A 24,502-nucleotide genomic window follows, 5' to 3' on the forward strand; every position below is an offset into this window, starting at 1 on the left:
GCCGGCACTGCACGGGCGGCGACACCGCGCCCCGAACCGCTCAGCGGAGGGGCTTCGGCTTCGCCAGACGGACGGGCGCCGGCACCGTGGCCGGCGGGCTCCGACGGAGGCGGAGGGAGGAGCGGACGTAGAGAACGGCCAGGATCACGTCGACCAGGCAGGAGATGACGGCCACGATCACCGCGCCGGCCGGCTCGACGGACGCCGACCCGCCGGACGCCGATCCGCCGGACGCCGGCCCGACGAAGGCTGCCCCGGTGAGGGTTCCGCCCACCTCGATCAGCACCCGCGCGAGCAGCAACGACCCGATCACGAACCCCGCGGCCGGCCGCGCGGTCATCCGCCAGCCGGCTCGCGGCGGTGCGATCGGCTCGCCCGCACCCCGGAACGACCGGGTTCCCACGATGAAGGCGAGCACGTAGACCACGTTGTTAGCGATCACGGGGAGTGGGGCCGGCAGGAGCGGCGTGAAGAGCAGGGCGTTCGTCAGGAACAGCACCGCTATGGCGCCGACCACGTACAGCACCTTCAACGGGGTCGCGCGGATTCGGAGCATTGCCGGGCCCGCTCAGCGCGGCTTCCGGGTGAAGACGTAGTGCACGACTCCCGACGGCGATGCCGTGGCCTCGGTCGTGAAACGCTCCTCCAGCCCCTCGAGGCCGTCCCACAACCGCACCCCCCGACCGAGCAGGATCGGCACCACCACGACGTGCAGGTGGTCGACCAGATCGGCCTCGAGGAACTCGCGGACGACGGTGGGCCCACCGCCCACGCGCACGTCGAGCCCCCCGGCCAGGTCGGTCGCGAGCGACAGAGCCTCGGCCGGCGCAAGGTCGCGGAAGAGGAACGTGGTCTCGCCGACCGCGAGATCCGGCCGCTCGTGGTGGGTGAGCACGACGACCGGGGTGTGGAAGGGCGGCTCCTCACCCCACCACCCACGCCAGGACTCGTCCTCCCACGGCCCGGTCTGAGGGCCGAACTTGCGGCGCCCCATGATCTCGACGCCGATCCGCTCCGTGGTGGCCGCCGCGAAGGCGTCGTCGACACCTCGCGTGCCGGGGCCGACCGACTCGGAGTCGTGCCCGAGCATCGACCCGAAGGTCTTCGTCGGGAAGAACCACTGCATCAGCCGCCCGCCCGCGTGCCCGAACGGGGTCTCGAGCGACTGCCCCTCCCCCGTCGCGAACCCGTCGAGCGACACCGCCAGATTGTGCACCCTCACCATCGTCATGCGCTCACGCTAGCGCCTCCCGGCGACACCGTCGCCAACCGACCGCGACACCGTCACGAGCCGGCCGCGACCCGTCACGAACCAGCCGCAACCGGCCGGGACCGCGACCGAGCCGCGACCGCGTCACGACGGGTCGAGCACGTCGCTCACGACCGCCGACACGATCTCCGGCAGATACCCCGCCTCGGTCTCCGGCACCCGCACCAGGAACCAGGCGTTGTCGATCAGCACGGCCACCTGCAGGCCGTCCTCCGAGACGAACGCCTCCCCCGGGTAACCGGCGGCCGGCTGCCACTGTCCGCCGCCGAGCGGAGCGGACGCCGCGAAGTAGGGCGCTCCCCCGGGCAGCACCGACGCCCAGATCCCGGCGCCTCGCCCCGACCAGCCGCACGCGTAGCCGCCGACCTGCGCGTTGCTGCGGAAGGTCGCGATCCGGAACTCCCCCTCGGCCGCCCGGTAGTTGAAGACGGTGGGGTCGCCGATGATCTCGCCGAGCCGCTCGTTCGTGATCAGGTCGTCGCAGGCCAGTTCGTCCCCGTGGCTCGGCACCCCGACGATGTTCGGGCCGATCGGCTGCCAGAGCGGTCCGGAGGGACCGGCCGCGGCGACCTCGTCCGCGATGGCCGAGAACAGCGCGACGGATGCGTCGACGTCGTCCTCGGTCAGGTCCAGCGACGCCGGGATCATCCAGAACCCCACCCCGTATTCGCCGACCAGGTCGACCATCCCGCAGACCGGGAAGCTGACGCCCGTGATGCACGACAGTCGCGAGTCGTCGCCCCGGCCCGGGATGGTCGGTGAGGGCCCGTAGTCGACGCCCTCGGAGGTGGAGCGGTAGTCGTCGGCCGACACGGCCGGCACGATCGTGAGGTGGGCCACCGGAGTCCACGAGTTCGTCTCCGCGGCGTCGGGCGCGGCCCAGTCGCATTCGAGCGCCCCGGCCCGCTCGTCGGCATACGAGAGCGGCTCGGCGGAGGTGAAGGCGGCGGGGACGAGGTCGGCGCCGGTCAGCTCCTCGGCGACGCCCTCCGGCAGCAGGGCGTCGCAGTCCAGCGGCACCCGCACCGGCGCGAAGGCGGGGTTCTCGGCGGCGGCACCCGCATCCGAACCTCCACCGTCGCCCGTGCCGTCGCCCGGGTCCGAGGGGTCGGTGGATGCGGAGGGCCCGGCCGGTGTCGGACCCGGCTGACCGGCCGACCCGCCCTGACCACCCGCGCCAGCTGATCCGGCACCACCCGCCCCGTTCGAAGGCGAGCCCGCGGCGATCGGCGCGGATCCGGGTGCACCCGCTCCGCCCGGCCCGCCCGCCCCGCCGGTTGAGAGCGCGATCGCTCCGGCGGCGATCCCGCCCAGTAGCAGCACGGCCAGCCCGATCCCCGCGATCCGGAGCGGCACCCGCCCACCACGCCCGCTCGAACCGTTACCGTCACCTGTCGAATCCGTCTCCATGACCAGGAGTGTCCGCAGCGGCCATTCGGTTCCCTCCGCCGCGGTTCGGCTTCTGGCGCGCCCGTGCCTCTCCTCTCCCCCGGCGTGCGACGATCGGGGCATGGAAGATCCGACGATCCGCGAACAGCGGCTCCGGCGCGCCCGCATCCGCTTCGTCGTGATGGCTGTCGTCGGCGTCGCTGTCGCCGCCGTGATCGCCGCGCTCGGCTACTGGGAGATCGCGCCGATCGCCGGCTGGTCGGCCGCGTGCATCGTCTACCTGGTCTGGGTCTGGCACGTGATCGGGCGGCTCGACGCGAAGGCGACCGGCATCCGGTCGTATCGCGAGAACCCCTCCCGCACCACGAGCGACCTGCTGCTCCTGCTCGCCAGCACGGTGAGCCTGGTGGTCGTGGTGTTCATCCTGGTGCTCTCGAGCGCCTCGGCCGGTCTCGAGCGCGACGTGCTCGGCGGGGTGGCCGTGCTCAGCATCGCGCTCTCCTGGCTGCTCATCCACACCCTCTACACGCTGCGCTACGCGGTGCTCTACTACTCCGGCACCCCGGGCGGCATCAGCTTCAACCAGGACGATCCGCCGCGCTACGGCGACTTCGCCTACCTCGCCTTCACGCTCGGGATGACCTTCCAGGTCTCGGACACGAACATCTCGTCGTCGACGATCAGGATGACAGTGCTGCGCCACTCCCTGCTGTCGTACCTCTTCGGGGCGGTCATCCTGGCCAGCGTCGTCAACCTGATCTCCGGATTCTGAGGGCTAGGCTGAAAGGCGAGTCCCCCGGGATCCCGTCCGCGAACACGATGTCCTGTGAAAGGACAACTCCATGACCGTCATCGTCATCCTCCTCGTTCTCTGGGCGGTCCTCACCGTGGTCGGGTTCGCCATCCAGGGCCTGCTCTGGCTCGCGATCATCGGCATCATCCTGCTGATCGGCACCCTCGTGTTCGGCTTCGTGCGCCGCAACGTCGGCAAGAAGAAGCGCCAGGCCTGATCCAGGTGCGACGGCTCGACGATCGGTGACCGGCGGATCTCCCCGCGAGGCGGAGCGTCGTGTCGTCCGCAGCGGGTCGGCTGAGCAGCGGGCGCTCGAGGCCGACGGGTGGCAGGTGGTCGCCCGGTCGTGGGCGGCTGCGTTGGATGTCACTGACCCGGACCGCGGCGAGCTGGGCCGGGTGCCCGAGCTGGGCCGGGTGTCCGAGCTGAACCCGCTCATCGAGCTGGTCCGTCGCGTCGAGCGCGAGTCCGGGCCGGCCGTGATCCGCATCCGGGAACTGACCTCGAGCCCGCGAGACACCGCCGATGTGCTCGAGCTGGACCGTGCGACCGCCGACGACTACCCCGGTGATGTCGCCACTGCCCACGATCTGCTGCCAGAGGACGAACCCGTCGCCTCCGGGGTGCGTCGCGCCTGGGGCGCGTACAGCGGTGAACTTCTCGTCGCGGTGACGATGCTCGAGCTGAGCGGGCCGGATGCCGAGTCAGCTGGGCCGGATGCCGAGGTCGCGCCCGTCGAGACCGGGTTCACGGTCGTCCGACGCGGGTGGCGGGGTCGGGGCCTCGGCACGGCGGTCAAAGCGGCGTCCGTGCTCGCCCTCGCCGCCGAGGGCCACCGCCACTTCCGCACCGGCGGGGCGGCCGAGAACACCGCGAGCCTCCGGGCGAACGCGAAGGTCGGATACGTGGTCGACGAGGAGTGGGTGACCCTCGGGCCGCCCGCACGATAATTCGACAGTCGTCCCTGGTTCGGCGCGGCCCGCGCCCCCTAGAGTCCGAACCAGTGACCGGCTGCAGGACGGCCGGATGCCAGACGGCCGGATGCCAGACGACCGGATGCAGGACGAGCGAGGTGGATGCGGATGGACAAGGGGCGAACCCACCGCACGCCCGTCGGCACGTTGGCGCCGACGCCGGGTGCGACCCGACCTGATCACCGCTCGTGGACGGCCGCTCTGATGGTCTTCGTCGGCGGCGCGCTCGGAACGCTCAGCCGCGAGTCGCTCGACCTGGTCACCCCGCCGGACTACCTGCTCTACGCCACTTTCGTCATCAACATCGTCGGGTCGTTCGCGCTCTCGGTGCTCTACACGGCCCTCGTCGTGCGGAAGCGGACGCCCCCGGTGCTGCGCCGGGTGAGGCTGCTCGTCGGCACCGGCTTCCTGGGCGGCTTCACCACGTACGGGTCGTTCTCCGTGGGTGTCGCCGCCGCAGCCGCGCGCGGTTCGGTCGGCGATGCCGGGCTCTACGCGATCGGCAGCATCCTGCTCGGGATCGCGGCCGCGCTGGCCGGCCGAGCGCTCGTCGACGCCGTCTCGGCCCGGCGGGTGCCGGCATCCGATCGGCAGGCGGCTCCGTGACCGACTTCCTGCCTCTCACGATCATCGGGGTGGCGCTCGCCGGCGGGCTGGGTGCGGTGGTCCGGCTCGTCGTGGGAGGTCACATCCAGCAGGCGGCCGGCACCGGCTTCCCGATCGGCACCGCCCTGATCAACATCTCGGGGTCGTTCCTGCTCGGCCTCGTGATGAGCGCGGCGTTCGCCTCGGTCGGGCCGGCCTGGCTCGCGATCGCGGGCACCGGCTTCCTCGGCGGATACACCACGTTCAGCACCGCGAGTGTCGACACCGCCGACCTGCTGCGACGACGTCGATGGGGCCGGGCCGCTTTGGCCGCGGGCGTGACGGGCGTGCTCTCGATCGCGGCTGCGGCCCTCGGCTACTCCCTCTGAGCGGTCCGCGCCGCTGGTATGGGGCTCGGGGCGATCGCGTTCCGCACGGTCGACCGCCGAGCGATCGACTCCCCGCGATCGAGGTCGTCAGACGCCGACGCGCTCGTAGGCGTCGAGGCTGATGCCGGCGTCGAGCACGACCTTCGCCCACTCACGCGCGGTGTGCAGCGAGTGGTCGCGGAAGTTCCCGCACTCCAGCGCCGAGACGCCCGGGATGTCGGCCTCGACCGCTTCGTCGGCGATGAAGCGGAGCGCGGAGGTCAGCGCGGCGACGACGTCCGGGATCTCGGGCTCGCCCCACATCAGCAGGTGGAACCCGGTGCGGCAGCCGAACGGGCTGATGTCGATGACCCCGTCGATGCGGTCGCGGAGGAGGCCGGCGAGCATGTGCTCGAGGGTGTGGATGCCCGCGGTCGGGATCTCCTGCACGTTCGGCTGGGTGAGCCGCACGTCGAAGTTCGTGATCGTTCCGCCGCCGGGGCCGTGCTCGACCCCGATCCGCCGCACGTACGGTGCGAGCACCGCGGTGTGGTCCAGGGTGAAGCTCTCGATCTCTGCCATCAGTTCCTCCTCGTGAACGCGTCGAGGCGTTCGATCATCTCGTGCAGGGCGGACTCGTCGCTGACGAGCCCGATCCGGATGTGGCCGCGGCCGCGCGGACCGAAGCCGTCGCCCGGGGCGACCGCCACCCGCGCCTCCTCGCGGAGACGGGAGGCGAACTCCGTGGCGTCCTCTCCGCCGGGCAGTCGCACCCAGACGAAGAACGTGCCCTCCGGAGCCTCGGCCTCCCAGCCGATCGCCCGGAGGCCCTCGACCACGAGGTCGCGCCGCCGGCGGTAGACCTCGACCAGGGCGGTCGCCGCGGTCTGATCGCCCGAGAGGGCCGCCGCGGCGGCCTCCTGCGAGGCTCCGAACATCGTACTGAACGCCTGGGCCTGGTAGCGCTTCATCGCGGCGATCACGGAGGGGTTTCCCACCGCGAAGCCGATCCGCCAACCGGCCATGCTGTAGGTCTTCGAGAGCGTCTGCGCCTCGACCGTCACCTCGAGCGCCGGGTCGACCGCGAGTGCGGAGAGCGGCGGCCGGCCCGAGAAGCCGAGGGAGGAGTACGCGAAGTCGTGCACGAACACGGCCCCGGTGCGCCGCGCGAACTCCCCTGCGGCCTCGAAGGTGCCGGGTCTCGCGAGCGCCCCCGTGGGGTTGTTCGGGTAGTTCAGCAGCAGCACGGCCGCCCGGTCGAGGTCGTCCAGTGCGGCGAACGAGGGCTGGTGCTGCGGCTCGTCCAGCGGCAGCGGCACGACGTGCCCGCCGGCCAGGGCGGTCGCCGCGGCGTACATCGGGTAGCCGGGATCCGGCAGCACCACGGCCTGCCCGGGGTCGGTCATCGCCAGCACCGCGGCCATGATGGCCTCGTGGGAGCCGTGGAAGACCGCGACCTCGCCATCCGGATCCACGGTCACACCGTGGTCCTCGCGGTATCGGTGCGCCACGGCCTCGCGGAAGGCGGCCCGCCCGGCGTAGGAGGGATAGCGGTGGTTCTGCGCATCCGCCACCTCGCGCTGCATGGCGGCGACGATGTGCTCGGGCGTCGGCAGGTCGGGGTTGCCCTTCGAGACGTCGATCATCCGCGGGCCGGGCTCGGAGGAGAGGCGGAGGATCTCGCGGTCCATCGCGCCCCAGAAGTTCGGCGGCATCGCGGCGACCCGGGCGGCGGGCTGGAACACGACCATGCTCACCGCCTCCGGAATCGGCGGGCGACGACCGTGCCGAGCAGTTGGATGCCCTGCACCAGCACGATGAGGGTCACGACCGTGATCACCATCGCGAAGCCGTCGTAGCGCTGGTAGCCGTAGGAGAGCGCCAGGTCGCCGATGCCGCCCGCGCCGACCGTGCCCGCCATCGCGGTGGCGTCCAGGAGCCCGACGGAGGCGATGGTGACCGCGAGAATGAGTGATCCCCGCGCCTCGGGGAGCATGAAGCGCCAGAAGATCTGCAGAGGCGAGGCGCCCATCGCCCGGGCGGCCTCGATTACTCCACGGGGAACCTCGAGCAACGAGTTCTCCACAAGTCGGCCGATGTAGGGCGCGATCATCACGGTGAGCGGCACGATTGCTGCCCAGACACCGATGCTCGTACCGACGAGCAGCCGGGTGAACGGAAGGATGGCGACGAGCAGGATGATGAACGGCAGCGAGCGGATCAGGTTGACCACGATCGCAAGACCCAGACTGACGGGTCGGTTCTCGAGCACTCCCCCGGCCCGGGTGAGGGCGAGCACGGCACCGATCAGCACGCCGAGGATCGAGCCGAGCACGAGCGAGACCCCGAGCATCTGCAGGGTCTCCCCGAGCGCCTTGACGAAGAGCTCGGGGGTGATCAGGGTCCAGGGCGGGGTCGTCGCGGCGATCATCTGGCCACCTCCTCGATGTGGACGACCCGCTCCGCGAGGTAGGCGCGGGCGGCGGCGACCCGCTCCGCGGGTCCGGTCACCTTGACGATCATCTGCCCGACTGTGTGGTCCTGGATCTCGGTCATGTCCGCGTGCAGCATGTTGACCGACACCCCGATCTCGGAGATCAGGCCCGAGAGCAGCGGCTGGGTGACCTCGTCGTCGACGAGGAGGAGCCGCCAGAGTCCGTCGCCGCCCAGGTGCTCGACCACGCGGTCGGGCAGGCCCTGCGGCACCACGGTGGTGACGAAGTCGCGGGTCACCGGGGAGCGCGGGTGCAGGAAAGTGTCGAGCACCGTGCCCTGCTCGACGATCTCGCCGTCGGCCATCACGGCCACCTCGTGCGCGAGGTCTTTGATGACGTCCATCTCGTGGGTCACGACGAGGATGGTCGTGCCGTACTCGGCGTTGATGCTGCGGAGCAGGTCGATGATCTGCGCGGTCGTCGTCGGATCCAGCGCGCTGGTGGCCTCGTCCGACAGCAGGATGCGGGGGTTCCGCACAAGGGCACGGGCGATTCCCACACGCTGCTTCTGCCCGCCGGAGAGCTCGTCCGCGAAGCTGCCGGCCTTCGAGCCGAGCCCGACGAAGTCGAGCACCTCCTCGGCGCGGGCCCGCGCGACTGGCACCGAGACGCCGTCCAGCCTGAGCGGCATCGCGACGTTGTCGCGCACCCGCACGGTCTCGAGCAGGTTGAACTGCTGGAAGATCATGCCGGTGCGCTTCTGGGCGGTGCGGAGCGCCGAGCCGCGGAGGGCGCCGACGTCGACGCCGTCGACCACCACCCGTCCGGCGGTCGGTCTCTCGATGCCGTTCACCATCCGGATCAGCGTCGACTTGCCGGCGCCGCTGTAGCCGATCACACCGAAGATCGTGCCGGGGGCGACGTCGAGGCTGACTCCGCGGAGGGCTGTCGTCGCCTCGTCGCGCTTCCGCGGGCGGGGGAAGGTTTTGGACACCTGGTCGAAGACGATCCGGCCCTCGGTGCGGTCGCCGGAGGATCGGGCGATCAGGGACGGGTCGTTCGAGGCCGGATCGTTCGGGGTCGGATCGTTCGGGGTCGGGGCATTCGGTGTGGTCGCACCCTTTCGGGCGCTCACTCGAACCAGTCGGGCAGGTTGTAGCCGGCGTACTGCGGGTCGGCCGTGATGTAGTCGATGAACTCCTTCGACTGGTAGGCCGACTTGATCGCCTGCGCCCAGTCCGAGTCCACGTCCTCCGACCGCACGGTGACCACGTTCGAGAAGTCGACCGGCTGGTCTTCGACGGCCAGGGCGTCGTCGTAGTTGAGACCGCCCGAGATGATGAAGTTGCCCTGGATCGTCGCGAAGTCGACGTCTTGGAGGGCGGGCACCTGCTGCGCGTTCTCGATCGGGGTGATCTGGAGGTTGTGCGGGTTCGAGGTAATGATCGACAGGCTCGCGGTGTTGGGGTCGGCGACGTCGTCGAAGTCGATCAGCCCGGCGTCGCGGAGGATCAGGAGGCCGCGGTAGAGGTTCGAGGGCGAGTTCGGCACGGTGACGGTCGCGCCGTCCTTCACGTCGTCGAGCGACGTCGACTTGCCGCCGAACAGTCCCATCCGCGGCGTCGGCACCTGCACCAGGGCGGCGTTCGAGATGCCCTCCTGGGTGTTGACGAAGTTCATGTAGACCGGGTGCTGCATGATGTTGGCGTCGATCTCGCCGTCGGCCACCGCGACGTTGACCACGATGCCGTCGGTGAAGTCCTGTTCCTGCACGGTGTAGCCCTCGGACTCGAGGATCGGGCGGATGCCGCCGTCGAACATCTCCTTGTACGGGCCGGGGTTGAAGCCGACGGTGAGGGCGGTCTTCGCGGCGGGGGTGCCGTCCGTGCCGGAGGCGTCCTGGCTTCCTGCTCCGCTGCACGCCGCGAGTCCGACCAAGAGAGCGGCGCCCGCGGCGCCGGCCAGTGCGATTCGGAGAGATTTCATGGGGGCCTCTTCTGCTGTGATGTCCTGCGATCGGCGCGCTCCAGGCGCCGGGGATTCAGGCTATAGAGGCGCGGGGCGCCGGGCACGGCGGGGAGTCACATAGCGAAACACAGCCGCCGGCCCGGGTGGGGATGGGCGGACCGGGCGGTGGGCGGACCGGGCGGGTAGGCGGACCGGGCAGGTAGGCGGACCGGGCGGGTAGGCGGACCGGGCAGGTAGGCGGACAGGGTAGTGGGCGGACCGGGCAGGTAGGCGGACCGCCGGGTGGGCGGATCGGACGGGTGGGCGGACAGGGCTGGCGGGCGGATCAGGCGACCGGATCGGCGGATGGGGCAGAATCGAGCGGTGACCACACTCCGCGCCCTCGCCGTGCTGTTCGACATGGACGGCACCCTCGTCGACTCGACCGCCGTGGTCGAGCACGTCTGGGGCCGGTTCGCCGATCGGCACGCCGTCGACGCATCCGCTCTGCTGGCGACCTCCCACGGGCGAACCGCCTCCGAGACCGTGCGACGCTGGGCACCCGAGGGCACCGACGTGGCCGCCGAGGTCGCCGCCCTGAACGACGTCGAGCTCGGGCTCGTCGAGGGCATCGTCGAGATCCCGGGCGCCCGCGCGTTCGCGCTGGCCGTTCCGCGCTGGGGACTCGTCACCTCCGCCCCGCGCGATCTGGCCGGCGCACGCCTGGCCGCGATCGGCCTGCCCTCCCCCGAGGTGCTGGTCAGCGCCGACGACGTCACCGCGGGCAAACCCGACCCCGAGCCCTACCGGCGGGGTGCCGAGGCCCTGGGGCTGGCCGCGGAGGACGTGATCGTGTTCGAGGATGCCGACGCGGGCATCCGCTCGGCCCTCGCCGCGGGCATGCGGGTCGTGGTGGTCGGCGCGCTCGACTCACCGGCGACGGAGGGGCTGCCGCGCATCCTCGACTTCCGATTGGCGAGCGTGCAGACGGACGGGACTTCCGGGTTCGAGATCGACCTCGGCTGAGCACCGTCTCGACGGGACATCGCCTCGGCCGAGACCTCGGCCGAGATCCAGACCGACGCTCAGAACCCCGAGGGCGCCGATGGCCCCGGGCCACCGGCCGCGGTCGGCGCCGCGGTCGGCGCCGCGAACGGCTCCGTGGCGGCGTTCGGCACCACCGAGCCGTACCCCACCAGGGGCGGCGGGTAGCCGTGCCAGCCGAGCAGGCCCGGTTCGTAGACCGAATCCTTCCCGCCGAGGATGAACGCCCAGACGAACGGGAGGAACACGCCGAGCACCACGAACCCGCTGTCGCGGCGGAAGGCGGTGCCGATGCGGCTCATGCCGATGATCAGGAAGACCGTCGAAGCGATGCTGAGACCGACCAGCGGGGCGAGCGCGATCCAGCCGGGCTGCCCCCCGAGCTGCAACCAGACCCAGGTGCGGTAGTACGGCACCCAGGCGACCCAGGGCTTGACGCCGACCTTGCGGAACAGCGACATCAGCGCGAAACCCGTCACCACCCAGACCGCGATGGCCAGCAGGAAGATCCCGCCGTAGATCACGGCCATCACCACGATCAGGGCCAGGAATCCGTTGTCGGCCGAGCTGGTGCCGACCGCACTGAGGAGAATCGCTGTCATGCGGTCAGCGTAGCGGCGCCCCCGGCCCGATCCGCATCACGACCCGGGGGAAGCCGTTCAGCACGGACGTCGTGTCGGACGCCTTGTGGAACCCGGCCCGCTCGAACAGCGACTTCGTGCCCACGTAGGCCATCGTGAGGTCGACCTTCGCCGACCCGTTGTCGACCGGGTAGCCCTCGATCGCCGGCGCACCACGATCGAACGCGAACGCGACCGCCCCTTCCAGCAGACGGTGAGCGATGCCCTGGCCACGATGCCCGGGCCTCACCCGAAGGCACCAGATCGACCAGACGTTCAGGTCGTCGAGCCTCGGGATGCGCCGGTTGCGAGGGAACGTGGTGTCGGCCCGCGGATGCACCGCCGCCCAGCCGACCACCTCGTCGCCGTCGTAGGCGAGCACCCCGGGCGGCGGATCCTCGCCGACGAGCTCGCGCACCCGGTCCCCCCGCGCAGTCTTCCGGAGTGCCCGATTTTCAGCAGAGGGCACTCGGTACGACAGGCACCAGCAGACGTCGGCGTCGGGCCGCCTCGGGCCGACCATGATCGCCACGTCGTCGAACACGGTGGCGGGGCGCACCTCGATCATGGCCGGCCCGTTCGCTCAGACCGTCTGCTCGGTCCAGTCGCCGTCCTCCGGGCCGTCGCCGGCACCGGAATCCGGCGCGGTCTCGGGGTCGTCGCCACGGAGGTCGTCGGGGGTGCGGTCGCCGAAGGGCTGCGACTCGTCCGGCCAGGACTCACCGGGAGCCTCCCGCGACCAGTCGGGCTCGCCCTCGCGGGGCGACCCGCCGGTCGGGCCGTCGTTGCCCTCGCCGGCTCCGGGGTCGACGGTCTCGCCCGCGACGGCGTCGTTGGTGACCAGTTCGTCGGCCTCGTCGGCCGCCTCGATCCGGTCGAAGAACGGCTCGTCGCCGGCATCGCCCAGGGTGCTGTCAGGGTCTCTCGGGTCGCTCACGCGATCACGCTCCTCGTCTCGGCGCCCGGTGTGGGCACGCGTTCCCCCAGCCCATCACGGCGACGCCCGGTCGGCAAGCGACATTCGTCGGAGCGGCCCGCGCCTCAGACCGCCGCCGCTCGAAGCTCCTCCACCAACGCCATGATCTGCGGCCGGTTGCCGGCGCCCGCCCGGGCGGCGAGCGACACCACCCAGGGCGGCAGCGGATCGCTGAGCGGACGCGTCACGAACGACGGCGCGGACTCGTCGGGCCCGGGGTCCGGAGCCAGATCAGGCACCACCGCCACACCGAGCCCCGCGGCGACGCACTGCGCCACGCTCGGCAGTTCGGCGACCTCGGCGGCGATGTGCCGGGTGATCCCGCGGTCGGCGAGCGCGCGGTCGAGCTGCACCCGGTTTCCGAACCCCGGCAGCACGTCGACCCAGTCGTCGTCGGCGAGATCGGCGAGCGCGATCCGGTCGCGACCGGCCAGCGGATGATCGGCCGGCAGCAGCGCCACGAACTCGCGCCGGGCGAGTGGCCACGACTGGAGGCCGGGCATCGAGGGCAGGGCCGAGAACGCGAGGTCGAGCCGCCCCCGCGCGAGCTCCTCCGCGAGACCGATGGAGCCGGAGGGCGAGGCCTGCAGCTGCAGGTCGACGAGCGGATGCCGCCGGCGGAACGCTCCCAGCGCCGCCGGGAGGTCGAAGACCTGCAGGGAGGCGAAGGTGCCGATCCGCACCCGCCCGCGCAGCCCCGCTCCCGACTCGGTGGCGACCTGGCGAATCCCCTCGAGGTCGTCGAGGAGCCCGCGGGCCAGCGGCAGCAACGCCTCCCCCGACGGCAGCAGCCGAACGGTTTTCGTGGTCCGCTCGAGCAGGGCGACGCCGAGCTCGCGCTCGAGGCTCCGCAGCCCCGCCGACACCGTCGACTGCGCCACGAACAGGCGCTCGGATGCGCGGGTCACGTTGAGCTCGTCGGCGACGGCGACGAAGTACTCCAGCAGGCGGGTCTCCATCCACCGATCATAGATGAAACCGATGACACTCAGCAGAACAATTCGTTGGACTCGATGAGTGCGCGGGAGCATCATCGAAGCATGACGACTTCCCTCCCCGTTCAGCGGGGCACCGAACACCCCGACACCGAACACCCGCACAACTCGTCCGAGCGCACTGAGATCCGCACCGTTTCGCTCCACTCCCCCCGCGCCGCCAGCGCGCGTACAGGCCGCCCCGTCCGCTCCGAGCGCACCGGCCGCCCCGCCCTCCCGCACCACGCCGGCTTCTGGGTCACCGCCGTCGCGTTCCTCGTGATGATGGCCTTCAACACCGTCCCCACCCCGCTGTACGCGCTCTACCAGGAGCGCGACGGCTTCCCCACCGTCATGATCACGGTCGTCTTCGCCGCGTACTCCATCGGCGTCATGGTCGCCCTCTACCTCGCCGGGCACCTCAGCGACCGCCTGGGCCGGCGCCGGGTCATCCTCGCCGCCGTGGTGATCGAGACCCTCGCGGCCGCCCTGTTCCTGGTCTGGTCGGACCCGGTGGGTCTCGTGGTCGCCCGCTTCATCGCCGGGCTCGGCATCGGCATCCTGACCGCCACCGCCACCGCGCACCTGTCCGACCTCCGTCGGATCGCCAAGCCGGGTGCGTCGCTCGGCTTCGCCGCGACCATCGCGGGCGTGGCCAACATGGGCGGGCTCGCGCTCGGCCCGCTGATCGGTGGCGCCTTCGCCGAGTGGGCCCCCTCACCGCTCGTGGTGCCCTTCGTCGTGTTCCTCGGCGCATTCGTGGCCATCGGCTTCGCCTACGCCTTCGTGCCCGAGACGGTCGACCGCCGCGCCCCGCACGCCCCCTACCGCCCGCAGCGCGTCCGGGTGCCCAAGCAGAGCCTCCGCACCTACTGGGCCGCGGGCATCGGCGGTTTCGCCGCCTTCGCGATCACCGGACTGTTCGGATCGGTCGCCCCGACCTTCCTCGCCCAGATCCTGCACGAGACCGACCACTTCGTCTCCGGCCTGGTCGCCTTCTCGGTCTTCGGCGCGGCGGCGCTCTCGCAGGTGGTCTTCGCCCGCCTCGCCACCCGCCCGCAACTCGTCCTCGGGGTGGTCGCGATGGTCGTGGGGCTCGTCGGTCTCGGCATCGCCGACCTCAGCGGCTCGGCCCTCGTCTTCGTCGTCGGCGGCATCGTCGCCGGCGCGGGGGTCGGCCTGGTCTTCCGTGGGGCGCTCGCCACGGCCGGATCGCTCGCGACCGACGGCAACCGCAGCGAGATCACCGCCGGGATCTTCCTGCTCGCCTTCGCCGGCATGACGATCCCGCCGCTGCTGGTCGGCGCGGCACTGCTGGCTCTCCCGATCGTGCCGGTGTTCCTCGGGTTCGTCGTGCTGGTGCTCGCCCTCATCCTCTGGGCCGGCCCCGCGATGATCCGCACGACGGCCCGGTAGCCCGCGCCACGGCCCGATGACCCGCACGACGGCCCGGTAGCCCGCGGCGAGCACACCATGCACCTGAACCGAGGCGAAGGCCCCGTCGTCCCCCGGACGGCGGGGCCTCCGCTACAGTTCGAGCATGAAGCGCAGCCCCCTCGTCGCCCTCGGCATGGTGCTGAGCAGCATCCTCGTCGTGGTGGGGGCGCTCGTCACGCTGGTCGGCGTCGTCGACGCCGGCACCGACCTCGCCTCCGGGTTCTCGCAGGGCGGCGGAAGCTCGGACGTCCGCACCGTCGACGAGGCACTCACCTACGTGGTGCGCGACGGCGTCCTCGCCCCCGCGGCCGACGGCAGCGAGCCCGACGCCGTGGCCGTCGAGCTGTGGAGCCGGTTCAGCACGGTCATGGGGCCGGACGCGACCCGCGTCCGGAGCTTCGCCGTCTACTCCGATCCGGACTCGAACTCACTCGCCTCGGTCTGGCGCGACGAGAAGCGCACCGCGTTCTGGCACGCCGACGTCAACGCCGCGTTCGCCGACGACCGCGACGAGCTCGTGCACACCCTCATCCACGAGTTCGGTCACATCCTCTCCCTCTCGGACGACCAGGTCGCCGAGCTCTCCGGCGCCTGCCCCACCTTCGAGCTCGCCGAGGGCTGCGCGGGCACGGGCACGGCGATGGCCGCGTTCCAGGAGCGGTTCTGGGCGCCCTACGGCGCCGACATCCCGGCCGACGACGGCTCGGACGACGACGAGGTGGATGCCTTCTTCGACGACAACGGCGGCTACGACACCTTCGTCACCCGCTACGCGGCGACCAACCCGGTGGAGGATCTGGCCGAGAGCTGGGCCGAGTACGTGCTCGCCGACCAGCCCGGCGTGCGGCCCCGCGATCCCTCCGGCGAGCAGATCTCGTCGCAGAAGGTCGCGTTCTTCGGCGAGTTCCCCGACCTGGTCGCCCAGCGCGACCGCATCCGCGCCGCGCTCGGACTCTGACCGGGCGACCGCATCCGTGCCTCGCTGGCGCTCTGACCGAGGCGCGCGCATGCCGAAGCGGCAAAGCGATTTGCACCACCCGATCGCGGGCGGCAGGCTGAGGCCATGACGGCGCACACCCCCTCCGGCCCCGACCAGGACCCGACCGAGTTCTGGGAGGAGCTTTACCAACAGCGCTCGCGCGTCTGGAGCGGCCGGGCCAACAAGGCCCTCGTCGATGTCGCGGGCGACCTCACGCCCGGCCGGGCCCTGGATCTCGGCAGCGGCGAGGGCGGCGACGCGCTCTGGCTCGCCGGTCTCGGCTGGCGGGTCGACGGGGTCGAGATCTCCCCCACCGCCCTCGCCCGGGCCGCCGAGCACACCCGCGAGCAGGAGCGCGATCGCGGACTCGAGGCGGGGTCGCTGGCCGACCGCATCCACTGGCGACAGGCCGACCTCGCCGAGTGGAGCCCGGATGCGGAGTACGACCTGGTCTCGGGCTGCTTCCTGCACTCGCCGGTCGAGTTCCCGCGCGAGGCCGTGCTGCGGCGGGCGGCGGAGGCCGTGGCGCCGGGCGGGCTCCTCCTGGTCGTCGGGCACGCGGCCTTCCCGCCGTGGTCGGCGATGCACCACCGCGACGAGACGGATGAACGCCACGGCGACTCGGAGGCCAACCCACCCCACGAAACGCCCGGCCACCACGACCACGCCGACCTCCCCAGCGCCGACGAGGTCGCGGCCGCCCTGGCCCTGAGCCCCGAGCACTGGCAGGTGCTGGTCAGCGAGAACCGCGAGCGCGAGGCGGTCGGGCCCGACGGGCAGCAGGCCGTGATCGAGGATGCGGTGCTCCTCGTGCAGCGCCGGCCCGCCGCCGGCTGACCCGAAGCTCCCCCGGCCCATTATCCTGACCGTCATGGACGAGCACATCGCGGCGAACCGGGCGAACTGGGACGACCGGGCGGCCGCGCACGCGGCCCGCGACGGTCTCGGCTACCGGGTCGGGCGGTACGTCGACGACCCCGACCGCATCTCGGAGGTCGTGGCCTTCGACCGGGAACGGCTCGGCGACCTCCGGGGCCTCCGCGCGGTGCACCTGCAGTGCCATATCGGGACGGACACGCTCTCGCTCGCCCGCCTCGGCGCGCGGGTCACCGGGCTCGACTTCTCGTCGGTCGCGATCGCCGAGGCGAGGGCGCTGGTGGCCGAGAGCGGCGACGAGCGCGCGGTCGACTTCGTCGTGTCGGAGGTGGATCGTGCGACCGCGGTGCTCGGCGAGGGCGGCTTCGACCTCGTCTACACCGGCATCGGGGCGCTCTGCTGGCTGCCGGACATCGCCCGCTGGGCCGGCGTGGTGGCCGCCCTCCTCAAGCCGGGCGGCCGGCTGTTCCTGCGGGAGGGGCATCCGATCCTCTGGGCCATGGACGAGACCCTCGACGACGACCTGCACCTCCGCTACCCGTACTTCGAGCAGGAGACGCCGCTGTCGTGGGACGACGACTCCTCCTACGTCGCCACCGGGCGCCCCCTGACGGCGACCCGCTCCTACGAGTGGAACCACGGCCTCGGCGAGATCGTCACCGCGCTGCTGGAGCGGGGACTCGTGCTGACCACCCTCGTCGAGCACGACAGCGTGCCTTGGGAGGCGCTGCCCGGCCAGATGACCCAACGCCCCGACGGCGAGTACGCGCTCGCCGAACGCGCCGGGGTCGCGCCGCTGTCGTACACCCTCGAGGCCGTGAAGCCGCTCCGGTAGCCGGCCCGGTCGCACCGCCGCACACCTCAGAGCGCGCCGCTGGCGGCCTGCTCGGAGACCCGAGGGCTCCCGTCGAAGACGAGCAGGCGGTCGGCGAGCTTGTCGACGAAGAAGCGGTCGTGCGAGACCACCATCACCGCGCCCGGGAAGTGCGTGAGCGCCCGCTCCATCACCTGGGTGCTCGTGATGTCGAGATGGTTGGTCGGCTCGTCGAGCACGATCACGGCCGCCCCGGAGAGCAGGCACTGCGCGATCGCGACCCGCGCCCGCTGCCCGCCGGAGAGCGTGCCGATCTTCTGCTGGAGATCGGCATCGGAGAACTGCAGCATCGCCAGGAAGCGCGCCACGCTCTTCTTCGTGGCGCTGAATGCGAGGGAGTCGGGGTAGGCGTTCACCGCGTGACCGACCGAATCGGTGAGGTCGAGCTCGGCGTAGACCCGGTTGTACGAGACGAACCGGGCGCCCTTCGCCCAGCGCACCTGCCCTGCATCCGGTTCGGTCTCGCCCGTGACGACGTCGAGCAGGGTCGACTTGCCCGATCCGTTCGACCCCAGCACGGCCACCCGGTCGCCGCGGTGCAGGCTGAAGCTCAGATCTTCGAACAGCGGCGTGCCGCCGAAGCCCTTGGTGAGCTTCACCACCTCGAGCAGGTCGTTGCTCACGCGCAGACCGCCGTAGATGTCGGTGATGATCTGGTCGATCGGGCGGGGCGCCTGCCGCTTCTTGATGTCGGCGAGGCGCCGCGCGACGGCGTTGGCCGGGTTGCGGGCCGCCTCGCGCCGGGCGGTGCTGGCGGCCTGCTCGTAGGCGAGCAGCTCCTCCTCGTGCGCGAACTGGCGCTCGAGCATCTTGAGCCGCGACTGCTTCGCGTGCACGTAGGCCGAGTAGTCGCCCTCGTACTCCTGCAGCCGGTAGTTCTCGATCTCGACGATGCGGGTGACGACGCCGTCGAGGAACTGGCGGTCGTGGGTGACGACCAGCACGGCACCCTGATAGCGGGCGAGCCAGTTCTCGATCCACCGCACCCCGTCGAGGTCGAGGAAGTTGGTCGGCTCGTCGAGCAGCAGCACGTCGGGCGCCTGGATCAGGATCTGCGCCAGCGCCGCACGGTTGCGCCAGCCCCCCGAGAGCCGGTCGACCGGCAGGGCCCGGCGCTCCTGGTCGAAGCCGAGACTGGTGAGCACCGTGTCGATCGCGTTCTCGAACGACCAGCCGTCGATCGCGTCCATCCGCTCGAACAGCTCGCCCTGCTCGACCAGCAGCGCGGTCATCGCCTGCTCGTCCATCCGCTCGGCCAGCTGCTCGCCGATCGCATCCAGCCGCGCCTGGGTCTCGTGCACCACGACGAAGTGGTCGTTCAGGATGTCGCGGATGCTGCGGTCGCCGTCGAGCTCGGAGAACTGCGAGAAGTACCCGATCGTCGTGCCGAGCGTCACGTCGACGGTGCCGCTCGTCGGTTCCCGACGGCCGAGCACCAGTTCGAGCAGGCTGGACTTGCCGGTGCCGTTCTTGCCGATCAGCCCGATCCGATCGCCCGGACGGAGCTTGAGGAAGGCCTCCTTCAGCACGGGGCGGCCGTCGAATTCGAGGGAGACGTCGTTCAGGCGGATCAGACTCACGGGGAACCAGCCTACGGGGAGGCCGCCGGGGACAGCGCCGAGCGCACCAGTTCGGCCAGCCGCGGGGCGGTCTCGGCCTCGAACCACGGATTGCGGGCCCGCCACCCGAGGGTCAGCGGCGAGGGATGCACGATCGGGAAGTACGGCAGATGCGACTCGGCCGCGCGGACGGTCTCGGTGAGCCCGGCTCCGCCGCGTCGGCCCAGGTAGTGCCGCTGGGCGTAGGAGCCGATCAGGATGGTCAGCCGCACCTCGGTCAACTTCTCGAGCACCGGCGGGTGCCACAGGTCGGCGAACCCGGAGCGGGGCGGACGGTCACCACTTCGCGCCTTGCCCGGGTAGTAGAAGTCCATCGGCAGGATCGCGAGGTTCGCCGGGTCGTAGAACTCCGCGTCGGAGAGCCCCAGCCAGGAGCGGAGCCGGACCCCGCTCGGGTCGTTCCAGGGGATCCCGGTCTCCTGGGCACGCCGGCCCGGTGCCTGACTGACGATGAGCACCCGCGAGCGCTCGGATGCGACGAACAACGGTTCGTACCCGGCCTCGCGGGCCCAGGCGTTGGAGTCGTGTGCCGCGATCTCGCGGCGCAGCTCGTCGAAGACGGACTCCCCCGCCGGGCGGTCGCCGCGCCGACCGTCGCCCTCGGCCGGCGCGGCCGGGCTCACTGACCGCGGCCGGTGAGCTTCTGGAGCCGGTCGATGTGCTCCGAGGCCTCGGCCTTGGTGAGGTCGGCGGGCAGCTCTTCGCCCGCCTCACGCAGCAGTGTGTCGAGGTAGCTCTTCTGCGGACCGGTCATCGGCTCGTCGCCGGTGACCCAGTCTTCGGGGTCTTTGCTCGCCGAGGAGGAGTCGGGGCCGGAGCCGCCGAGCATCTCGACGTCGGGCGCCTCGGCGATCTGCTCGCTCTCGGAGAAGGATTCGGGTGCGCCCTCGGCCTGCGCGGGGGACGTGTCGTGTGCATCGCTCATGCCGGAAACCCTACGCCGGGCCACCGACACCGGCACGGGCCGGACAGGCGGATGCGGTGGCCGGGATCGGGAGTACGGTCGCGGGCATGAGCGAGAACCCATCCCGAGGAGACAAGGTCTCCTGGAAGACGCACGGAACCGAGACCACGGGCACCGTCGAGAAGAAGATCACCGAGGACACCGAGGCGGCCGGTCGCACCGTCAAGGCGAGCAAGGACGACCCGCAGTTCCTCGTCAAGAGCGACAAGACCGGCAAGGAGGCCGTGCACAAGCCGGACGCCCTCCAGCCGGAGGACTGAGCCCGGCCACCGGAGCGGCCGGGCTCAGCAGCCGGGACCAGCAGCTGGGCTCAGCGGCCGGGCTCAGCAGCCGGGATCAGCAGCCGGACACTGCAGTCGGGATCACCGGCCGAAGAGGTCGTCCAGCCCCGGCAGCGTGAAGCCCGAGGCGAGGTCGGAGAGCTGGCGCCCGGCGCCCGAGACCTGGTCGCCGATCCCGGAGACGGCATCGCCCGCGGTTCCGGCGAACTCTCCGGCCTCAGCCGAGAGGCCGCCCGTGAGGCCCTCCAGATCGACCCCGGAGGCGAGGGCTTCCAGGTCGACCCCGGAGGCGAGGGCGTCGAGGTCGACGCCGGAGGCGAGCGCGTCGAAGTCGACGCCGAGCCCGGCGGCCTGCTCGAGCAGCGGGCCACCCACGGCGCTCAGCGCGGCACCACCCGCGACGGCGGCGAGCACCCCGCCGGCCGCGAGCCCCGCCCCGGCGACGGCACCGCCCGCCAGCGCCCCGCCCCGCAGTGCTCCACCGCCCAGTGACCCGCCTCGGCCGGCACCGCCGGGACCTCGTCCTGCTCGAGCCAGCAGCCCCGTGACGAAACCGGGCCGAGCGACCTCGGAGCGGGTGGCGGCCCGGGCGAGATCGTCCGCACCGGCCGACCGCGGCTGCTCGCGCGGCGGCAGCTCGGCCCGCATCCGCTCCTCGACCACGGCTCGCTGCGAAGGGCTGAGCCGTGCGAAGGCCTCGCGGTGCACCTGTTCGAGCTGACGCGGCTCCGCGGTGCGGAGCAGGTAGTCGTACCGGGCGATGGCCTGCCGGTCCGCCGCATCCGGAACCGCGTCGCGGCTCGGAGGCACGGGCGCGGCCGCAGCTGCAGGTGCAGCTGCAGGCCGATGGCCCGAACCGCCCACCGGGCGGGAGGGCTGGGAGGCCGAGTCGAGGGCCTTCTGGGCGAGGCCGAGAAGTCGGGAGAAGGTGCTCATGCGAGATCCTTTCGGGATTCCGCGGCGTCGATCGGCTCGCCCTGCACCCGGTCGCGGTCGCCCCGGTTGCGGTCGTTCCGGGTCTTCGCCAGGCTCGCGACGGTGGCGACCGTGATCGTGGCGCCGATGAACAGCAGCGAGAACCAGATCGGGATCTCCGGGATCCAGAGCACGGGCTCGCCGCCGTTGATGAAGGGCAGCTCGTTGACGTGCAGCGCGTGGAACACGAGCTTCACACCGATGAAGGCCAGGATCACGGCCAGCCCCTGCGAGAGGTAGACCAGGCGTTCGAGCAGACCGCCGATCAGGAAGAACAGCTGCCGCAGCCCCATCAGCGCGAAGGCGTTCGCGGTGAAGACGATGTAGGCCTCGTTCGTCAGCCCGTAGATCGCCGGGATCGAGTCGACCGCGAAGATCAGGTCGATGAAGCCGATCGCGATGATCGTGAGGAACATCGGGGTGAGGAAGCGCTTGCCGCTCTTCTTCACGGTCAGGCGGTCGCCGTCGTACTCGTCGCTCACCGGCAGCACCCGGCGCACGAATGCCATGAACCGCCCGTTCGCGGGATCGGACTCGTGGCTGCTGAAGGCCTGGCGGTAGGCCAGGAACAGCAGCAGGGCGCCGAAGAGGTAGAAGATCCACGACAGGTTCTCGATCAGCGTCGCGCCGACGGCGATGAACCCGCCTCGCAGGATGAGGGCGATCACGATGCCGATCATCAGCACCTTCTGCTGGTACGCCTTCGGCACCGCGAAGCCGGTCATCACCAGCAGGAACACGAACAGGTTGTCGATCGACAGCGCCTTCTCGGTGAGGTAGCCGGCGAAGTACTCGCCGCCGAAGTTCCAGCCCGAGACGACGCCGATCCCCACGCCGAACAGCAGGGCCAACCCGATGTAGAACGCCGACCAGCGCGCCGATTCGGCGATGGTCGGTTCGTGCGGCTTCCGCACGTGCGCGAAGAACTCGTAGACGAAGAAGGCGATGGTGACGAGGATCGTGATGATCCAGACCAGCGGTGTGACCTGCATGGAGGAACTCCCAAGGGCTTGGCGAACAGATGACGCCAAGGTCTCCTCCACCCCGGTGGAACCGGAACCGATGGCCCGGGATGCGTCTTCACATCCGTACTGACGGGCTCATCGCGTGGGAGTACTCCCCTTGATGAGACCAGTGTACCCGATGGCGAACGCGATCACGACTCCGACAGGCCCGTGGCGAGCTCGGAGAGGCGGGTCAGGGCGAGACGCGACGACTCGTCGGCCGGCCGCATCACGACCAGGGTGTACTCGTTCTCGTCAGGGATGCGCAGATCCTGGTAGCGCAACCGGATCGGTCCGACGGCTTCGGTGCGGAAGGTGAGGACCTCGTCCTCCTCGTCCGGCGCCACGTCGGCCCACGCGCCCGCGAACCGGCCGCTGCCCGCCTCGAGCTCGCGCACCAGGTCGAGGAACTGGGCGTCGGCCTCGTGCCGGTCGAGCGACCCGCGGAGCGCCCGGGTCACCGCGCGCGCGATCTCCGCCGAGGCGGGGTGGTCCTCGATCCGGTCGTTCTCCACGAAGGTGTTGCGCGCCAGGTTCACACCCTCCACGAACGCGGGCGACACCGCGCGTGCGAGCGCGTTCGCGGCCACGACGTCGAGGTGCCGGTCCCTGACGAAGGCGGGGGTCCCGGACCAGGAGTCGATGAGCTCGCGTAGATCGGCGGGTAGCCCCGCCTCGATGTCGTCCTCGGCCACGGCATCACTGTAATCGTGCCGCGGTGGCCGGTGAGCCTGCGCCGACAGGACTCGACATTCGTCGCACCGGGTGTCGACATCGATCCGATCCGGCGGCGCGCCGAGTGCTCTAGCGTCGGAGTCCTGGGCGGTCGGCGGCTCCGGATGCCCGGGGCCGGCCCCGCGGACGAGAGGACGACGCGGATGACGGGGACGACGTACCGGCAGAAGGCGCGGCCCGCCGTGCAGCACGCGGCCGGGTTCTGGATCGTCGCGGCCTCCTTCCTGCTGGTCATGGCCTACTCGACGGTGCCGACGCCGCTCTATCCGCTCTACCAGCAGCAGGACGGCTTCCCCGCCTTCGTGATCACCGCGATCTTCGCCGCCTACGCGGTCGGCGTGATCGTGAGCCTCTACCTCGCCGGGCACGTCAGCGACTGGCTCGGCCGCCGCCGGGTGCTGGTGATCGCGGTGCTGATCTCGGCCCTGTCAGCGGTGATGTTCATCCTCTGGACCGAGGTGCCCGGCCTCCTGGTGGCACGCTTCGTCAACGGCGCGAGCATCGGCATCCTGACCGCCACCGCGACCGCCCACCTCAGCGAACTGCGCTCGATCGCCCGACCCGACGAGAACGCGCTGGTCGCCGCCTCGGTCTCGGGTGCGGCCAATCTCGGCGGCCTGTCGCTCGGGCCGCTGATCGGCGGGCTGTTCGCCGAATTCCTGCCCGATCCCCTGATGCTGCCCCACATCGTCTTCCTGGTGCTGCTGATCGTCGCGGCGGTGCTGCTCTTGCTCGTGCCCGAGACGGTCGAGAAGCCCGACGACCCGCCCCGCTACCGACCGCAGCGATTGTCGGTGCCGGCGGGGGCCCGGCGACCCTTCCTCGTCGCCGCGTTCGGGGCCTTCTCCGGCTTCGCCGTGCTGGGGCTGTTCACCTCGCTGGCGCCCACCTTCCTCGGCACCACCTTCATGGCGCGCGACCACCTGCTCGCCGGCGCGACCTCGTTCTCCGTGTTCGCGGCCGCCGCCGCCGGGCAGCTCCTTCTCGCCCGGTTGCGCATGACGCTCCAGCTCGCCATCGCGATCACGGCGTGCGCGGTCGGGCTCGTGCTCGTCGCCGCGGGCGCCATCCTGCCGGAGATCGTGGTGTTCATCGCCGGGGGTGTCGTCGCGGGCCTCGGCGTCGGCCTGCTGTTCAAGGGCGCGGTGGGCACCACGGTCGCTCTGGCCGATCCGGCCCGCAAGGGCGAGACGCTCTCGCTGATCTTCCTCGTCGCCTACTCCGGGCTCGCCGTCCCCGTCCTGATCGTGGGCGCGGCGCTCACCTTCGCTCCCCCGGCCGCCGTGCTGCTGGTCTTCGTGCTCCTGGTGCTGGTCGCCACGGTGACCGCGGGCATCCTGATGCGACGCCGGGCCCTATCGGCGCACTGAACGGGCGGTGCAC

30 protein-coding genes are annotated in these 24,502 nt (G+C 71.4%); 12 read left to right on the forward strand and 18 right to left on the reverse strand.

The features are described from left to right. Positions 1-40: 40 nt before the first annotated feature. The 3 genes from AC59HU_RS01485 to AC59HU_RS01495 all read right to left on the reverse strand — a co-directional run bounded on the left by AC59HU_RS01485 (position 41) and on the right by AC59HU_RS01495 (position 2,680). Positions 41-556 (reverse strand): hypothetical protein, encoded by a 516-nt coding sequence (locus tag AC59HU_RS01485; protein ID WP_497221539.1) that lies wholly within the window; start codon positions 554-556, stop codon positions 41-43. Positions 557-568: 12 nt separating this feature from the next. Next, complete coding sequence (locus AC59HU_RS01490) at positions 569-1,231, reverse strand: dihydrofolate reductase family protein (RefSeq protein ID WP_497221540.1); 663 nt, start codon at positions 1,229-1,231, stop codon at positions 569-571. Between the two features lie 123 nt (positions 1,232-1,354). Further along, positions 1,355-2,680, reverse strand: coding sequence for a hypothetical protein (locus AC59HU_RS01495; RefSeq protein WP_497221541.1), 1,326 nt, complete (start codon positions 2,678-2,680; stop codon positions 1,355-1,357). Positions 2,681-2,780: 100 nt separating this feature from the next. Here AC59HU_RS01495 and AC59HU_RS01500 point away from each other — a divergent pair, with 100 nt between their 5' ends. The 5 genes from AC59HU_RS01500 to AC59HU_RS01520 all read left to right on the forward strand — a co-directional run bounded on the left by AC59HU_RS01500 (position 2,781) and on the right by AC59HU_RS01520 (position 5,400). Then, positions 2,781-3,431 (forward strand): DUF1345 domain-containing protein, encoded by a 651-nt coding sequence (locus AC59HU_RS01500; RefSeq protein WP_497221542.1) that lies wholly within the window; start codon positions 2,781-2,783, stop codon positions 3,429-3,431. 70 nt (positions 3,432-3,501) lie between these two features. Then, positions 3,502-3,669, forward strand: coding sequence for a hypothetical protein (locus AC59HU_RS01505; RefSeq protein WP_497221543.1), 168 nt, complete (start codon positions 3,502-3,504; stop codon positions 3,667-3,669). A gap of 25 nt (positions 3,670-3,694) precedes the next feature. After that, positions 3,695-4,402, forward strand: coding sequence for an acetyltransferase (locus AC59HU_RS01510; RefSeq protein WP_497221544.1), 708 nt, complete (start codon positions 3,695-3,697; stop codon positions 4,400-4,402). 132 nt (positions 4,403-4,534) lie between these two features. Beyond that, the gene (locus AC59HU_RS01515; protein WP_497221545.1) at positions 4,535-5,032 is read left to right on the forward strand and encodes a fluoride efflux transporter FluC; all 498 of its coding nucleotides are present in this window, start codon (positions 4,535-4,537) and stop codon (positions 5,030-5,032) included. After that, positions 5,029-5,400, forward strand: coding sequence for a fluoride efflux transporter FluC (locus tag AC59HU_RS01520; protein ID WP_497221546.1), 372 nt, complete (start codon positions 5,029-5,031; stop codon positions 5,398-5,400). Before AC59HU_RS01515 ends, AC59HU_RS01520 begins: the two co-directional genes overlap by 4 nt. An 87-nt stretch (positions 5,401-5,487) precedes the next feature. Here the strand turns inward: AC59HU_RS01520 and AC59HU_RS01525 are convergent, their stop codons facing one another. Genes AC59HU_RS01525 through AC59HU_RS01545 form a run of 5 tightly spaced genes read right to left on the reverse strand, consistent with a single transcriptional unit; the run spans position 5,488 to position 9,800 of the window. Beyond that, positions 5,488-5,961 carry an S-ribosylhomocysteine lyase gene (locus tag AC59HU_RS01525; protein WP_497221547.1) on the reverse strand — a complete coding sequence of 158 codons (474 nt, stop codon included), beginning with the start codon at positions 5,959-5,961 and terminating at the stop codon, positions 5,488-5,490. Next, positions 5,961-7,130: a pyridoxal phosphate-dependent aminotransferase gene (locus AC59HU_RS01530; protein ID WP_497221548.1), complete on the reverse strand. Its 1,170-nt coding sequence runs from the start codon at positions 7,128-7,130 to the stop codon at positions 5,961-5,963. Before AC59HU_RS01530 ends, AC59HU_RS01525 begins: the two co-directional genes overlap by 1 nt. Before the next feature lie 2 nt (positions 7,131-7,132). Then, on the reverse strand, positions 7,133-7,810 hold the full coding sequence (locus AC59HU_RS01535; protein WP_497221549.1) for a methionine ABC transporter permease: 678 nt from the start codon (positions 7,808-7,810) through the stop codon (positions 7,133-7,135). Beyond that, positions 7,807-8,949, reverse strand: coding sequence for a methionine ABC transporter ATP-binding protein (locus tag AC59HU_RS01540; RefSeq protein ID WP_497221550.1), 1,143 nt, complete (start codon positions 8,947-8,949; stop codon positions 7,807-7,809). The genes AC59HU_RS01535 and AC59HU_RS01540 overlap by 4 nt, the downstream gene beginning before the upstream one ends. Beyond that, positions 8,946-9,800, reverse strand: coding sequence for a MetQ/NlpA family ABC transporter substrate-binding protein (locus AC59HU_RS01545; RefSeq protein ID WP_497221551.1), 855 nt, complete (start codon positions 9,798-9,800; stop codon positions 8,946-8,948). Before AC59HU_RS01545 ends, AC59HU_RS01540 begins: the two co-directional genes overlap by 4 nt. 345 nt (positions 9,801-10,145) lie before the next feature. Between AC59HU_RS01545 and AC59HU_RS01550 the strand changes: the two genes are divergently transcribed. Further along, the gene (locus AC59HU_RS01550; protein ID WP_497221552.1) at positions 10,146-10,787 is read left to right on the forward strand and encodes an HAD-IA family hydrolase; all 642 of its coding nucleotides are present in this window, start codon (positions 10,146-10,148) and stop codon (positions 10,785-10,787) included. A 59-nt stretch (positions 10,788-10,846) separates the two neighbouring features. Here AC59HU_RS01550 and AC59HU_RS01555 read toward each other — a convergent pair whose 3' ends face one another. The 4 genes from AC59HU_RS01555 to AC59HU_RS01570 all read right to left on the reverse strand — a co-directional run bounded on the left by AC59HU_RS01555 (position 10,847) and on the right by AC59HU_RS01570 (position 13,360). Further along, complete coding sequence (locus AC59HU_RS01555; protein WP_497221553.1) at positions 10,847-11,407, reverse strand: DUF5684 domain-containing protein; 561 nt, start codon at positions 11,405-11,407, stop codon at positions 10,847-10,849. Positions 11,408-11,411: 4 nt separating this feature from the next. Further along, on the reverse strand, positions 11,412-11,993 hold the full coding sequence (locus tag AC59HU_RS01560; protein ID WP_497221554.1) for a GNAT family N-acetyltransferase: 582 nt from the start codon (positions 11,991-11,993) through the stop codon (positions 11,412-11,414). A gap of 15 nt (positions 11,994-12,008) precedes the next feature. After that, complete coding sequence (locus AC59HU_RS01565; protein ID WP_497221555.1) at positions 12,009-12,362, reverse strand: hypothetical protein; 354 nt, start codon at positions 12,360-12,362, stop codon at positions 12,009-12,011. A 104-nt stretch (positions 12,363-12,466) separates the two neighbouring features. Further along, complete coding sequence (locus AC59HU_RS01570) at positions 12,467-13,360, reverse strand: LysR family transcriptional regulator (RefSeq protein WP_497221556.1); 894 nt, start codon at positions 13,358-13,360, stop codon at positions 12,467-12,469. Positions 13,361-13,441: 81 nt separating this feature from the next. Between AC59HU_RS01570 and AC59HU_RS01575 the strand changes: the two genes are divergently transcribed. From AC59HU_RS01575 to AC59HU_RS01590, 4 genes are all read left to right on the forward strand, one after another. Beyond that, positions 13,442-14,791, forward strand: a complete 1,350-nt coding sequence (locus tag AC59HU_RS01575; RefSeq protein ID WP_497221557.1) for an MFS transporter — start codon at positions 13,442-13,444, stop codon at positions 14,789-14,791. Positions 14,792-14,915: 124 nt separating this feature from the next. Then, a complete protein-coding gene (locus AC59HU_RS01580) occupies positions 14,916-15,770 on the forward strand; it encodes a hypothetical protein (protein WP_497221558.1) in 855 nt (284 codons plus the stop codon). A gap of 105 nt (positions 15,771-15,875) precedes the next feature. Further along, positions 15,876-16,628, forward strand: coding sequence for an SAM-dependent methyltransferase (locus AC59HU_RS01585; RefSeq protein ID WP_497221559.1), 753 nt, complete (start codon positions 15,876-15,878; stop codon positions 16,626-16,628). 34 nt (positions 16,629-16,662) lie between these two features. Next, positions 16,663-17,502: a class I SAM-dependent methyltransferase gene (locus tag AC59HU_RS01590; protein ID WP_497221560.1), complete on the forward strand. Its 840-nt coding sequence runs from the start codon at positions 16,663-16,665 to the stop codon at positions 17,500-17,502. Positions 17,503-17,528: 26 nt separating this feature from the next. Here the strand turns inward: AC59HU_RS01590 and AC59HU_RS01595 are convergent, their stop codons facing one another. From AC59HU_RS01595 to AC59HU_RS01605, 3 genes are read right to left on the reverse strand one after another with little or no spacing between them, the layout of a single operon-like run. Then, positions 17,529-19,121: an ABC-F family ATP-binding cassette domain-containing protein gene (locus tag AC59HU_RS01595; RefSeq protein WP_497221561.1), complete on the reverse strand. Its 1,593-nt coding sequence runs from the start codon at positions 19,119-19,121 to the stop codon at positions 17,529-17,531. Between the two features lie 11 nt (positions 19,122-19,132). Then, complete coding sequence (locus AC59HU_RS01600; protein WP_497221562.1) at positions 19,133-19,783, reverse strand: uracil-DNA glycosylase family protein; 651 nt, start codon at positions 19,781-19,783, stop codon at positions 19,133-19,135. After that, a complete protein-coding gene (locus tag AC59HU_RS01605; protein WP_066039124.1) occupies positions 19,780-19,989 on the reverse strand; it encodes a DUF3072 domain-containing protein in 210 nt (69 codons plus the stop codon). Before AC59HU_RS01605 ends, AC59HU_RS01600 begins: the two co-directional genes overlap by 4 nt. Before the next feature lie 182 nt (positions 19,990-20,171). Between AC59HU_RS01605 and AC59HU_RS01610 the strand changes: the two genes are divergently transcribed. Next, a complete protein-coding gene (locus AC59HU_RS01610) occupies positions 20,172-20,384 on the forward strand; it encodes a hypervirulence associated TUDOR domain-containing protein (protein ID WP_497221563.1) in 213 nt (70 codons plus the stop codon). Positions 20,385-20,486: 102 nt separating this feature from the next. On the opposite strand, the gene AC59HU_RS01615 is transcribed toward AC59HU_RS01610, so the two are convergent. The 3 genes from AC59HU_RS01615 to AC59HU_RS01625 form a co-directional block, all read right to left on the reverse strand. Beyond that, complete coding sequence (locus AC59HU_RS01615; RefSeq protein WP_497221564.1) at positions 20,487-21,341, reverse strand: hypothetical protein; 855 nt, start codon at positions 21,339-21,341, stop codon at positions 20,487-20,489. Continuing rightward, positions 21,338-22,372 carry a TerC family protein gene (locus AC59HU_RS01620; RefSeq protein ID WP_497221565.1) on the reverse strand — a complete coding sequence of 345 codons (1,035 nt, stop codon included), beginning with the start codon at positions 22,370-22,372 and terminating at the stop codon, positions 21,338-21,340. The genes AC59HU_RS01615 and AC59HU_RS01620 overlap by 4 nt, the downstream gene beginning before the upstream one ends. Before the next feature lie 164 nt (positions 22,373-22,536). After that, positions 22,537-23,079, reverse strand: coding sequence for an MmyB family transcriptional regulator (locus AC59HU_RS01625; protein WP_497221566.1), 543 nt, complete (start codon positions 23,077-23,079; stop codon positions 22,537-22,539). Positions 23,080-23,262: 183 nt separating this feature from the next. Between AC59HU_RS01625 and AC59HU_RS01630 the strand changes: the two genes are divergently transcribed. Beyond that, the gene (locus AC59HU_RS01630) at positions 23,263-24,489 is read left to right on the forward strand and encodes an MFS transporter (protein WP_497221567.1); all 1,227 of its coding nucleotides are present in this window, start codon (positions 23,263-23,265) and stop codon (positions 24,487-24,489) included. Positions 24,490-24,502 lie beyond the last annotated feature (13 nt).

The organism is Herbiconiux sp. 320_LB (assembly GCF_059691755.1).